Origin of the sequence: Streptacidiphilus sp. PB12-B1b, from assembly GCF_014084125.1 — a bacterium.
GTDB lineage: Bacteria > Actinomycetota > Actinomycetes > Streptomycetales > Streptomycetaceae > Streptacidiphilus.
In genome coordinates, this window is record NZ_CP048405.1 from 1,883,989 (window position 1) to 1,895,754 (window position 11,766).

The window sequence follows — 11,766 nt, forward strand, 5'->3', positions numbered from 1 at the left end:
CCACGGTCTGGGGGCAGGGTAGGGTCCTGGCGCAGCCTGTCCTCCGACGGGGCACATCGACACTGCAGCTGACGCAGGCCTAAGGAACTCTGGCCGCGCCATTCTGTCGTTTCAAAGGAACACACGTTGAGAAGTGCGAACAACGCCGTCGGCGCGGCGACCGTCGTCCTGCTGCTGAGCGCGGTGATACCCGCTGTGTCGGGGTCCACGACCGCCCTGGCGGACAGCCCCGCCCTGCCCAGCACCCTGTATGTCAGCGGGATCTCCGGTTGCTCGAACTCCGGCAGCGGCACGCAGACGCAGCCGTACTGCACGATCTCGGCTGCCGCCGCGGTCGTGCAGGCGGGTCAGACGGTCCTGGTGGCGCCGGGCGCGTACAACGAGAGCGTGGACATCACCGGGTCGGGGACCGCCTCGGCTCCGATCACGTTCCTGGCCGACAACTGGCTGGCAGCTGATGCGAACTGGTCCCAGGCCGATGTCGAGGTGGGCGACTTCGATACGACACGGGTTTCGGGTGCCGCCTTCACCCTCTCCGGTGCGCAGCATGTGGTGGTGCGGGGTTTCCAGGCCTATGGCGGCCAGAGTGCCAGTGGCTTCCTGGTGGAGAACTCTTCGGATGTCACGCTGGACCAGGGCTCGGCGTTCGGGTCGAACGCGTCGGCCGTGCACGTGACCGGGACCTCCAGTGGGGTGACGGTGAGCCGTCTGTCGGTCCAGGACTTCGGCGACGCCGACGGCGCGGGCGTCCAGATCGATGCGGGTGTGACCGGTGCCGTGGTGAGTACCGACACCATTCTGCGCCCGGATGGCGTCAAGGGCGGCGCTGTGCTGGTGAGCGATGCTCCGGGCACAGTAGTCACCAGCAACACGATGATCACCAACTGCTCCCCGGGCGTGGTCCTGGCCGGTGCCTCGTCCGGGGCGAGCGTCGAGAACAACATCATCGAGACCGGTACCTCCACCGCCCGCACCCCCGGTGCGTGCAAGGCGACCGCAGACGCGACGGCGATCAACGTGGCAGCGGGTTCCACCAGCGGGACCACGGTCGACTACAACCTGGTCGACCCCGCCAGCGGCAGCAGTTCCCTCTACGCGTGGGCCGGGACCGGCTACCCCGACTCCGCCTCCTTCGCCTCCGCCACCGCCCAGGGCGCGGCCGACCTGTCAGCCGCGCCCCAGCTGACGGGCAGCGACAGCGGCGGGGATCAGAGCGGGCACGTTTTCCGGTTCAGCCCCGCCGCCACCTCGCCCGCCATCGACTCCGCCGACGCGAACGCACCGGGAGAACTGCCCACCGACACCTTGGGCAACCCGCGCCAGGACGACCCCGCGGTCGCCAACACCGGCACCGGAGGAACCAGATACTTCGACCGCGGAGCCGTGGAACTCCAGGGCCCCCAGAACGGCGGCGGCCAGATGTCCGTACAGCCGGTCGGACCCGCCGACCCACTCGCGGTCACCGTCACCACCACCGAGCCGACGCCGACCTGGACCACCAACGCACCGCTCACCCCCACCTACGGCTACCTGTTCGACGACGACCCCTTCCCGGTCACCAGCACCACACCCAGCATCACCCACGCGTTCGCGCGAGCCGGACAGCACGCCATCACCACCAGCGGCGGCAGCACCGCCCACGTCGTCGTGGGCGCCGACTACACACCCGTCGCCCCGACCCGACTGCTGGACACCCGCAACGCCACCGGCGTGGCCACCACGACCCCGGTCGCGCCCGGCGCCGACGTCGTCCTGCCGATCCCCGCCATCGACGGCGTCCCGGCCGCCCACATCAGCGCCGTCGTCGCCAACGTCACCGTCACCCAGCCCACCGCGACCGGCTTCCTCACCGTCTACCCGCACGGCGAGAGCCTGCCCACGGCCTCGAACCTGAACTTCACCAAGGGCGAGACCGTCCCGAACCTGGTCACCGTCCCCGTCACCGACGGCAGCCTGGTCTTCCACAACAGCAGCTCCGGCACCGTCCACATCCTGATGGACCTCCAGGGCTTCTACGGGCAGGGCGGCTACGGCTTCAAGCCCCTGGCGCCCACCCGTGTCCTGGACACCCGCGCCGGCCTGGGCGCCACAGCGGCCAAGCCGATACCCGCCGATGGCACCCAGGTGCTGGACCTGTCCAAGCAACTCCCCAGCGGTGCCACAGCGGCGGTCCTGAACCTCACCGTCACCCAGCCCTCCGCCGCGGGACACCTCACCGCCTACCCCGACGGCCAGGCCCTGCCCAACGTCTCCGACCTCAACTTCAGCGGCGGCCAGACCGTCCCCAACCTGGTCACCGTCCCCGTCACCGACGGCAAGGTCGACCTGCACAACGCCAGCGGCGGCACCACCCACCTGATCGCTGATCTTGAGGGCTACTTCGGCACCGCCGCCTCCGGCGCCACCCAGGCATACGTCCCCTACGGCCCCACCCGTGACCTGGACACCCGCAGCGGGCTGAACTCGCCCTACAGCAACGGCGCCCCCGTCCCCGCGCACGCCACCGTCACCATCTGGCCCTACCAGTACATCAACACCTGCCTCGACAGCTGCCCCACGCCCACCGGCGCGGTGCTCAACGTCACCGCAACCCAGCCCAAGGCCGGCGGCGACCTCACCCTGTACGCCAACGGCCAGAAGCGGCCGACCTCCTCCAACATCAACTTCACGTCCGGCCAGACCGTCCCCAACCTGGTCACCGTCCCCCTCCTGCACGACGCAGCCGATGACGAGACCGGAGCCGAGATCTACAACAACAGCTCCGGCTCCGTCCAGATCGTCGTCGACGAAGAGGGCTACTACATCCAGCCCTGACCCGGCCACGAACGCACCAGGGCGGGGGCACCAGTCCCCGCCCTGGAGTCAGGGAAGCCTGACAGTCACGAAGGACAGACAGCCCCTGAGCTCTTCGTCGGCCTTCTAGCCCGCCTGGTGCGGGTCGGCCGGGTGGCGCGGCTCCGGCAGCTGCTCCTCGGAGGGGCGGGCCCCGGCGCGAAGCGTGCGCTGGCCGCGGCGGACCTGGCGGCGCAGTTGGACGATCCGGCCGGTGCCGGGGATGGCGACCAGCAGCAGCCCGCTCACCGCCGCCAGCAGCAGCGCCACCCCGAGCGGCAGGTGCCCGTGCGCGCCCATGAACGAGATGTCCACCTTGGCGCTGTTCTGGATGATGAAGACCAGCAGCAGGATGAGCACCACCGCCGCCAGGACCATGGACATCCACAGCACCCCGGTCCGGGTGCGCCGGATCGGCTCCAGAGGCTCCGGCCACTGCTCGGGCCCGGACGGCTCCGGTTCCGTCACCGGCGGGGTGACCGGTGGCGCCGTCGGCACCGTGGTCGGCGCGGCCACCGGCTCCGGCCGGGCGGGCCCGCTCTCGGATGCGTCGTTCGCTGGTTTCCTGAATTCGGGAGTCACGGGTGTCCTTCCGAGCGCGCTATGCCGTCGACCCCCGGCATTCGGAGCCGCGCGGCACGGGGCTTGCTACCACCACCCCGTCCGCACCTACCCGGTGACGACCCGACTACGCCCCCGGCGTCAGTCCGCCGTGGCGATCAGCGTCTCCAGCTTGACGTCCGGGTTGCTCCGGACGAAGCCGTTCATCTGCCACTTGTCCGCGAACAGCGCCAGCAGCACGTCGTCCGAACGCCGGGTCAGCGCCTCGCCGTTGACCAGCCGGGAGCGGTGCAGCGTGGCCGCGCCCTCGGGGTCGGTGACCCGGGCGATGGTGTACGGCAGGTAGTCCAGCGCGATCGGGGACGAGAACTCGTGCTCCATGCGGTGCAGCACCACGTCGAACTGCATCGGGCCGACCGCCGCCAGCACCGGGGCCTGGTCGCCGCGCCGGTCGGAGACCAGCACCTGCACCACGCCCTCTTCGTCCAGCTGCGAGATGCCCTTGCGGAACTGCTTGGAGCGGCTGATGTCCTTGGGCCGGGCCACCGCGAAGTGCTCGGGCGCGAACGCGGGCAGCGCCGGGAACTCGGCCTTCTTGCCCGCGTACAGGGTGTCGCCGACGCGCAGCGCGGTCGCGTTGATCAGGCCGACCACGTCGCCCGGGTAGGAGGTGTCCACGACCGTGCGCTCGGCGCCGAAGACGGTGTGCGCGTACTTGGTGGCGAAGGAGCGCCCGCTGGCGGCCCGGGTCACCGTCATGCCGCGCTCGAACACGCCCGAGCACACCCGGACGAAGGCGATCCGGTCGCGGTGCGCCGGGTCCATGTTGGCCTGGATCTTGAACACCAGGCCGGAGAAGTCCGCCTCGACCGGCCGGGTGTCGCCCTTGGCCAGCGGACGCGGCCCGGGCTCGGGGGCGAGGTCCACCACCGCGTCCAGCAGCAGCCCGACGCCGATGTTGGTGAGCGCCGCGCCGAAGAAGACCGGGCTGATCTTCCCGGCCCGGAACGCCTCGGCGTCCCAGCCGGGGCCGGAGGAGAGCACCAGCTCCAGCTCCTCCAGGGCGTTCTGCCACAGCTCGCCCTCCTCGGCGGCTGCCTGCTCGGCGGTGAGCTGCTCCTCGACCGCCTTGTGGGTGCCGCCGGGCACGCGGGTGAAGCGGAGCATCTGCTCGGTGTTCCCGGCCTGCACCAGCCCGCGCAGGTTCCCGGCGTTGCCGACCGGCCACACCATCGGGACGGGGGTGATCCCGAGCACGTTCTCGATGTCGTCCAGCAGGTCCAGCGACTCCCGGCCGCGGCGGTCCCACTTGTTGATGAAGGTGATCACCGGGACGCCGCGGTGGCGGCAGACCGAGAACAGCTTGCGGGTCTGCTCCTCCAGGCCCTTGGCGGCGTCCACCAGCATGATCGCGCAGTCGACGGCGGAGAGCACCCGGTAGGTGTCCTCGGAGAAGTCGGCGTGCCCGGGGGTGTCCACCAGGTTCATCACATGGCCCCGGTGGCCGAACTGGAGCGCGGCGGAGGTCACCGAGATGCCGCGCTCCTTCTCCAGCTCCATCCAGTCGGAGGTGACGCCGCGCCGCCCGCCCTTGCCGTGCACGGCTCCGGCCGAGGTGATGGCCTGCGCGTGCAGCGCCAGGGCCTCGGTCAGCGTGGACTTGCCGGCGTCCGGGTGGCTGATCACAGCGAAGGTACGACGCCGGTCCGCCTCCTGCAGGACCTGGGTCGCGGTGGCGGGCTGGTCGTAGCTCACGTGATTCCTCGGTCCTGGACTGATGCGAACGAACAAACCACCTTACCGCGCCCCCGCACATTCAGGGGCGCGGGGAACGGCGCGACCAGCCCCCCACAGCCCGCACCGTCCCCACAGACCTAGAACACCACCAGCGACCGGCCGCCCTGGCCGGAGGCCATCCGCAGGAAGGCGTCCGGGATGCCGTCCAGCGTGATCCGGTCGGTGATCAGCGCCTCCAGGTCCAGCCGTCCGGCACGGACATGCTCGGCCAGGACCGGGATGTCCTTGACCGGGTCGCTGTTGCCGTAGCAGCACGCGGTGAGGGTCCGGGCGAAGTGGAAGACCTCCAGCGCCGAGAACGACACCAGGTCGTCCTTGCCGCCGATGCCGACCACCGTCGTCCTCCCGCCGCGCCGGGTCGAGGACCAGGCCGCGCGGATGGTGCTGCCGCGCCCCACGCACTCGAACGCGTGGTCAGCGCCGTTGCCGTCGGTGAGCCGGCGCACGGCCTTCGGGGTCTGCTCGTCGGCGACCACGAACGCGGTCGCGCCGTGCCGCAGCGCCAGCTCCTCCTTCTCCGGGCTGACGTCCACCGCGATGATCGGGGCGGCCCCGGCGATCCGCGCCGCCTGCAGCACGGCCAGGCCGACCCCGCCGAGGCCGAACACCACCACCGATTCGCCCGCCCGGACCCGCGCCGCGTTGTGGACCGCGCCGTAGCCGGTGAGCACCGCGCAGCCCAGCACCGCCGCCGAGGTCAGCGGGACGCCCTCGGGCAGCGGGATGACCGCGTTCTCGTTGACGACGGTCTCCTCGGCGAAGGCCGCCGCGCCCAGCCCCGGGTAGAGGCCGGTGCCGTCCGGCAGTGCGGCGTAGGTCTCCACCGAGGCGGCGTACTGGTTCTCGCACAGCCACGGCTCGCCCAGCCCGCACAGGTGGCAACGGCCGCAGGCGGGTGCCCAGTTGAGGACGACCGGATCGCCCGGGCGGACGCCGGTGACGCCCTCGCCGACGGAGACGACGGTGCCCGCGCCCTCGTGGCCGAGGATCACCGGGGTGGTGGGCCGCAGCACGCCGGTGGTGAGCGACAGGTCCGAGTGGCAGACCCCGGCGGCGGCCAGCTTCACCCGGACCTTCCCCGGGCCGGGCTCGGGCAGGACGATCTCGGTGAGGCGGAGCGGCTCCCCGACGGCGGGGAGCAGGGCGGCGCGGACCATGGTGTACCTCATCCTGTCGGTCGATACGGACGGAACGTCAGAGCTGGAGAACGTCGGACTGCGGGGCGTCGGACTGCCGGGCGTCAGAACTGTGGGGCGTCAGAACTGCAGCGCCTTCGGCTGGAGGAACTCCTCCAGCCCGTGCCGGCCCAGCTCGCGGCCGACCCCGGAGCGCTTGTAGCCGCCGAAGGGCGCCAGCGGGTTGAACCGGCCGCCGTTGATGTGGATCTGCCCGGCGTCCATGCCCCGGGCGAAGGCCGCCGCGGTCTCGTTGTCGGCCGCCCAGACCGCGCCGGCCAGGCCGTACTCGGTGTTGTTGGCGATCTCCAGGGCGTCGGCCTCGTCGCGGTAGGCGAGGATCGACAGCACCGGGCCGAAGATCTCCTCCTGGGCCACGGTCATCTGCGGCGTGACGTCGGCCAGGACGGTCGGCCGCACGTAGTAGCCGGTGTCCAGGCCGTCGGGGGCCTCCGTGCCGCCCGCGGCGATCCGCGCGCCCTCGCGGACGGCGGTCTCGATGTAGCCGCGCACCCGCGCGCGCTGCTTGGCGTTGACGACCGGCCCGAGCCTGGTCCCGGCGTCGGTCGGGTCGCCGGGGACGTACCCGGCGGCGGCCTTGGCGGCGATGGCCACGGCCTCCTCGTACTGGTCCTGGTGGACCAGCAGCCTGGTCCAGGCGGTGCAGGTCTGGCCGGAGTTGGACATCACGTTGCCGACGTTGGCGGTGACCGCGCGGTGCAGGTCGGCGCCGGGCAGGACGACGTTGGCGGACTTGCCGCCGAGCTCCAGCGCGACCCGCTTGATGCCGCTGCCGGCCGCCTCGGCGATCCGGCGGCCGACGGCGGTGGAGCCGGTGAAGGAGACCAGGTCCACCCCGGGTGCTCGGCCAGCGCCGCTCCGGCCACCGCGCCGACGCCGGTGACCAGGTTGAACACTCCGGCCGGGAAGCCCGCCTGGTCCACCAGCCCGGCGAACAGCCGGGCGACCAGCGGGGTGTCCTCGGCGGGCTTGAGGACGACCGTGCAGCCGGCCGCCAGCGCCGGGACGACCTTGGCGACGATCTGGTGCAGCGGGTAGTTCCACGGCGTGATGGCCGCGACCACCCCGGCGGGCTCGGCGTGCACGATCGAGCTGCCGACCTGCTCGGTGAACTCGTAGTCGGCCAGGATCTCCAGGTAGGAGTCGGCGACCCGGAGCGGCAGCCCGGCCTGGACGCTGGTGGAGAAGCCGATCGGCGCGCCCAGCTCGGCGGTGACGGTCTCGGCGATCTCGGCCTGGTGCGCGGCCAGCCCGTCGCGCAGCCGGGTCAGCGGGATCAGCCGCTGGGCGGCGGTGGTCGCGCCCCAGGCGCGGGCGGCCGCGCGGGCGGCGGCGACGGCGGCGTCCACGTCCTCGGCGGTTCCGGCCGGGACGGACGCGATGGCCTCCTCGGTGGCCGGGTTCAGCACCGGGATGGCGCCGCGACCGATCGAGGGCCGCCACGCACCGCCGATGTACTGGTCTCCGTACTCCTGCACCAGATGGTCCTTCCGTCGCGGCTGCATCTGTCGGCCGGCGGCCGGCGATTAACTAGCGACGCTAGTTAATGTCGTCAAGGACGGCGGGCGCAAGTAGCCTGCCCCGGCCGGAGCTGCCGGAGCCATAGACTCGGCCAATGCGATCGGACGTACGACCCGGCGCCGCGGACGACGGTGTCGCCGCAGCGCCCAAGACCAAGCGGATGCCGCGGGCCCAGCGCGAGCAGCAGATGCTGGACGCCGCCGTGCGGGTCTTCTCCCGCTGCGGCTACCACGCCGCGTCCATGGACGAGATCGCCGAGGCGTCGAACGTCTCCAAACCCATGCTCTACCTCTACCTGGGCTCCAAGGAGGCGCTGTTCGTCGCCTGCATCCGGCGCGAGGCCGACCGGCTGATCGCCGCCGTCGCCCAGGCCGCCGAGCCGGGCCTGGAGACCGGGGAGCAGCTGCGCCGCGGGCTCACCGCGTTCTTCGCCTTCGTCGCCGAGCACCGGGACAGCTGGATCGTGCTCTACCAGCAGGCCCGGGCCCAGGGCGAGCCGATCGTGGAGGAGGTGGCGGCCTCCCGCCGCCAGGTCGTCAACGCGGTCACCGCGCTGGTCCGCCGGGCCGCCCGGGCCTCGGTGCCGCCGCAGCGCGACGGCGCCCACGCGGGCGGCGGCGCGCCCGCCGCCGCGCCCCGGCCGGACCGGGGCGAGGCCGCCGCCGTGGCCCAGGCCATCGTCGGCGCGGCCGACGCCCTGGCCGGCTGGGTGCTGGACACCGGCCCGGAGCCGCCGGAGGAGACCGCCCGGCGGCTGATGTCGGTCATCTGGATCGGCCTGGAGCCCCGGCTGCACGGCGCCCGCTACGTAGCCGACCCGGCGCCCGACCCAGCGGCCGACCAGGCGCCCGATCCGCAGGGTTAGCACGCGCGGTCGCTCACCCGTTCGGACGGCAGGGGCTCGCCGCGCCTCTGCCGCCGTGTGAGCGTGGGGTCACCGTCCGCACACCCCTGGAGGACCCACCGTGTCGACCACGTCGCTGCGCACCTCAGTCGCCGCCGGGACGCTCGCTGTCTCCCTGTTCGCGCTGCCCGCCTGCTCCGGCTCGGGCTCCACCCACGCCGCCGGCACCACCAACGCGGTGGGCGTCGCCGCCGTCGCCGACTCGCCGTCGCCGAGCACCAGCGCGGAGCGGGTCAAGCTGGCCAAGACCAAGTTCGTGCTGAACGCGAGCCTGGCCGCCGGCGCGGCCTACCAGTGGATCTACAAGCCGTTCAAGGCCGGGACGTTCAAGAAGGGCGCCAAGGGCCGGACGCTGGCGCTGATCAAGGGCGGCCTGGCCGGGGCGTTCACCTACAACCGGCTGTCGGCCGCGCTGACCGATGCCAAGGGCGACCCGACGCTGTCCAAGGCGACCGGCGCGCTGACGGCGGCGGTGGCGAGCCTCAAGGACCTGCCCAGCAAGATCAAGGGCGGCAAGGCCACCGACGCCGACTTCAATCAGGTCGACAACGTGGTCAACAGCGTCAAGAAGGCCGGGTCGGAGAACGGGCTCAACGTCACCGACCAGGTGCCCTCGGCCGGCCAGCTCACCCAGAAGGTCAGCAGCTAGCCGACGACGACCCCCCGGGCCCGGCGGCGCCGCCCGTCACTCGCTGACGAAGACGTAGCGCCAGCGCCGCCGCCCGTCCGGGCCGTGCACCGCCTGGCTGCGGTAGACCACCACCCGCGCCGGGGCGCCCCCGCGCGCGGGCAGCTCCACCAGGTACTCCGCGGGGATCCGCTCGGCGAGGTTGACCGTCACCGGGCGCCTGCGGCCGTCCAGCGGCCCGCCGACGAACTCGGTCCTTGCCTGTCGCATGCGGTCAGTTTCGCACTTCCGCGACCCGCGCTCACCGCATGCCCTGCACACCCGTATCCTGCTCAGTACACACTCCGGTAACCCTGGGGTGCGTACAGAGGCGAGAGGGGCTCGATGGAATCCGCGGGCAGGCTGAGCAACTGGTGGCGCAGGCGGTCCGGCACGGACGCCGATCCAGCAGGTCCGGCCGACGCGGACCAGCGCGCCTCGCGGCTGGCCGAGCTCCTGGCCGCCGCCCGGGCCGGGTTCCCGGTGGTGCCCGCCGCCCATGCCGTCGACTACCGATGTTCCTGCGACCGCATGGGCTGTCCGGCCCCGGCGCAGCACCCGCTCTCCTTCGCCTGGCAGTCCATGGCGACCGTCGACGCCGAGCAGGTCACCCGCTGGCTGGCCCGCGATCCGCAGGCCAATGCGGTCACCGCCACCGGCCGCGCGCACGACGTGCTGGACGTCCCGGCCGAGGCCGGGCGGCTGGCCCTGCAGCGGATGGGCGAGCTGGGCATCCCGGTCGGCCCGGTCGCCGCAGTCGGGGAGGATCGTTTCCTCTTCTTCACCACGACCCGTTCCACCCTGGACGAGGACGAGTGGTGGACCTCCGAGCTGGACACCCACCCCGAGGACCTCGCCGAGCACCCCGGCATCCGCTGGCACACCCGCGGCAGCTACGTGCTGCTGCCGCCCTCCCGGCTCACCGACGGCTCGGCCGTCACCTGGGTGCGCCCGCCGGAGCTGCCGCTGCCGGATCCGCTGCGGGTGCTGGACCTGCTCGCCGACGCCTGCACCGCGGTGGGCGCGGCCGCCGCCGGCGAGCGCTGGTTCATCGGCTGACAGCTCCCCGAGGCACTGCCCGCGCGGGCCTCACGGCAGCGTCAGGATCTCCGCGCCGTCCTCGGTCACCAGCAGCGTGTGCTCGAACTGTGCGGTGCGCTTGCGGTCCTTGGTGACCACCGTCCAGCCGTCCGCCCAGATGTCGTGCTCGTAGGTGCCCAGGGTCAGCATCGGCTCGATGGTGAAGGTCATCCCGGGGCGGATCACCGTGGTGGCGCGCGGGCTGTCGTAGTGCGGCACGATCAGCCCGGAGTGGAAGGACGTGTTGATGCCGTGCCCGGTGAAGTCCCGCACCACGCCGTAGCCGAAGCGCTTGGCGTAGGACTCGATGACCCGCCCGATGACGTTGATCTGCCGCCCCGGCCTGACCGCCGCGATGCCGCGCCGGGTGGCCTCCCGCGTCCGCTCCACCAGCAGCTTGGACTCCTCGTCGACGTTGCCGACCAGGTAGGTCGCGTTGAGGTCGCCGTGCACGCCGTGGATGAACGCGGTCACGTCCAGGTTCACGATGTCGCCGTCCTGCAGCACGGTCGAGTCCGGGATGCCGTGGCAGATCACCTCGTTGACCGAGGTGCAGATGGACTTGGGGAAGCCCCGGTAGCCCAGGTCCGAGGGGTACGCGTCGTGGTCGCACATGTACTCGTGCGCGATCCGGTCCAGCTCGTCGGTGGTCACGCCCGGCGCGATGGCTGCGGCTGCCGCGTCCATCGCCTGCGCGGCGATCCGCCCGGCGATCCGCATCTTCTCGATCGTCTCCGCGGTCTGCACCTCGGGCCCGGTGTACGGCTGGGGCGCCTTGCGGCCGACGTACTCGGGCCGCGGGATGCGGGCCGGGACGCTGCGGGTGGGGGAGAGGGTTCCGGGGACCAAGGGTGCCATGGCGGCAGTCTATCGACGGCGGCGGAAGCGTGCGCCGACCCTTCCGGGGCAGCATCCTGGATGCAGCGGGACCACGACCGGCGACCGACCGGGGACCGACCGGCGAACGATCAGCGAATGGGGAGCTCCATGGCAGGCAGCGACACCGACAAGGGCAGCGGCGAGTGGTACTACTGCCTCAAGCACAAGCGGGTGGAGGAGGGCATGGTCTGTCCCTCGAGCAGCCGCCTGGGCCCGTACCCGTCCGAGGCGGACGCCGCCCGGGCGCTGGAGATCTCCCGCGAGCGCAACGAGGCGTGGGACGAGGATCCGCGCTGGCAGTGACCCGAATCCGGCAGGAGCGGACAAAC

Annotated in this window: 10 protein-coding genes and 1 pseudogene; 5 read left to right on the plus strand and 6 right to left on the minus strand. The window is 72.2% G+C overall.

Annotated elements, in window-relative coordinates; translation table 11 throughout:
* Positions 1 to 126 precede the first annotated feature (126 nt).
* Entirely contained in the window at positions 127 to 2,814 is a 2,688-nt protein-coding gene (locus GXW83_RS08525; protein ID WP_182442475.1) for a right-handed parallel beta-helix repeat-containing protein, read from the plus strand.
* Positions 2,815 to 2,919: 105 nt separating this feature from the next.
* Here the strand turns inward: GXW83_RS08525 and GXW83_RS08530 are convergent, their stop codons facing one another.
* From GXW83_RS08530 to GXW83_RS08545, 4 genes and pseudogenes are all read right to left on the minus strand, one after another.
* Positions 2,920 to 3,414: a lipopolysaccharide assembly LapA domain-containing protein gene (locus GXW83_RS08530; protein ID WP_182442476.1), complete on the minus strand. Its 495-nt coding sequence runs from the start codon at positions 3,412 to 3,414 to the stop codon at positions 2,920 to 2,922.
* Positions 3,415 to 3,534: 120 nt separating this feature from the next.
* Positions 3,535 to 5,148, minus strand: a complete 1,614-nt coding sequence (locus GXW83_RS08535; protein WP_182442477.1) for a peptide chain release factor 3 — start codon at positions 5,146 to 5,148, stop codon at positions 3,535 to 3,537.
* 119 nt (positions 5,149 to 5,267) lie between these two features.
* Positions 5,268 to 6,347 (minus strand): Zn-dependent alcohol dehydrogenase, encoded by a 1,080-nt coding sequence (locus GXW83_RS08540; RefSeq protein WP_182447169.1) that lies wholly within the window; start codon positions 6,345 to 6,347, stop codon positions 5,268 to 5,270.
* 99 nt (positions 6,348 to 6,446) lie between these two features.
* Positions 6,447 to 7,891 (minus strand): annotated as a pseudogene (locus tag GXW83_RS08545) (aldehyde dehydrogenase family protein).
* Between the two features lie 110 nt (positions 7,892 to 8,001).
* Between GXW83_RS08545 and GXW83_RS08550 the strand changes: the two are divergent.
* Positions 8,002 to 8,772, plus strand: a complete 771-nt coding sequence (locus GXW83_RS08550; protein ID WP_225446844.1) for a TetR/AcrR family transcriptional regulator — start codon at positions 8,002 to 8,004, stop codon at positions 8,770 to 8,772.
* A gap of 100 nt (positions 8,773 to 8,872) precedes the next feature.
* Positions 8,873 to 9,460: a hypothetical protein gene (locus tag GXW83_RS08555; RefSeq protein WP_225446845.1), complete on the plus strand. Its 588-nt coding sequence runs from the start codon at positions 8,873 to 8,875 to the stop codon at positions 9,458 to 9,460.
* 36 nt (positions 9,461 to 9,496) lie between these two features.
* Here the strand turns inward: GXW83_RS08555 and GXW83_RS08560 are convergent, their stop codons facing one another.
* The gene (locus GXW83_RS08560) at positions 9,497 to 9,709 is read right to left on the minus strand and encodes a hypothetical protein (RefSeq protein ID WP_182442478.1); all 213 of its coding nucleotides are present in this window, start codon (positions 9,707 to 9,709) and stop codon (positions 9,497 to 9,499) included.
* A gap of 114 nt (positions 9,710 to 9,823) precedes the next feature.
* On the opposite strand from GXW83_RS08560, the gene GXW83_RS08565 reads away from it, so the two are divergent.
* Entirely contained in the window at positions 9,824 to 10,537 is a 714-nt protein-coding gene (locus tag GXW83_RS08565) for a bifunctional DNA primase/polymerase (protein ID WP_182442479.1), read from the plus strand.
* A 30-nt stretch (positions 10,538 to 10,567) separates the two neighbouring features.
* Here the strand turns inward: GXW83_RS08565 and map are convergent, their stop codons facing one another.
* Positions 10,568 to 11,416, minus strand: coding sequence for a type I methionyl aminopeptidase (gene map / locus GXW83_RS08570; RefSeq protein WP_182442480.1), 849 nt, complete (start codon positions 11,414 to 11,416; stop codon positions 10,568 to 10,570).
* A 129-nt stretch (positions 11,417 to 11,545) separates the two neighbouring features.
* Here map and GXW83_RS08575 point away from each other — a divergent pair, with 129 nt between their 5' ends.
* Entirely contained in the window at positions 11,546 to 11,740 is a 195-nt protein-coding gene (locus GXW83_RS08575; protein WP_182442481.1) for a hypothetical protein, read from the plus strand.
* Positions 11,741 to 11,766: the final 26 nt, after the last annotated feature.

Coding starts and splice junctions, on each gene's coding strand:
- map (WP_182442480.1), bottom strand. CDS start 11,416: ATGGCACCCTTGGTCCCCGGAACCCTCTCCCCCACCCGCAGCGTCCCG.
- GXW83_RS08575 (WP_182442481.1), top strand. CDS start 11,546: ATGGCAGGCAGCGACACCGACAAGGGCAGCGGCGAGTGGTACTACTGC.
- GXW83_RS08540 (WP_182447169.1), bottom strand. CDS start 6,347: ATGGTCCGCGCCGCCCTGCTCCCCGCCGTCGGGGAGCCGCTCCGCCTC.
- GXW83_RS08560 (WP_182442478.1), bottom strand. CDS start 9,709: ATGCGACAGGCAAGGACCGAGTTCGTCGGCGGGCCGCTGGACGGCCGC.
- GXW83_RS08550 (WP_225446844.1), top strand. CDS start 8,002: ATGCGATCGGACGTACGACCCGGCGCCGCGGACGACGGTGTCGCCGCA.
- GXW83_RS08565 (WP_182442479.1), top strand. CDS start 9,824: ATGGAATCCGCGGGCAGGCTGAGCAACTGGTGGCGCAGGCGGTCCGGC.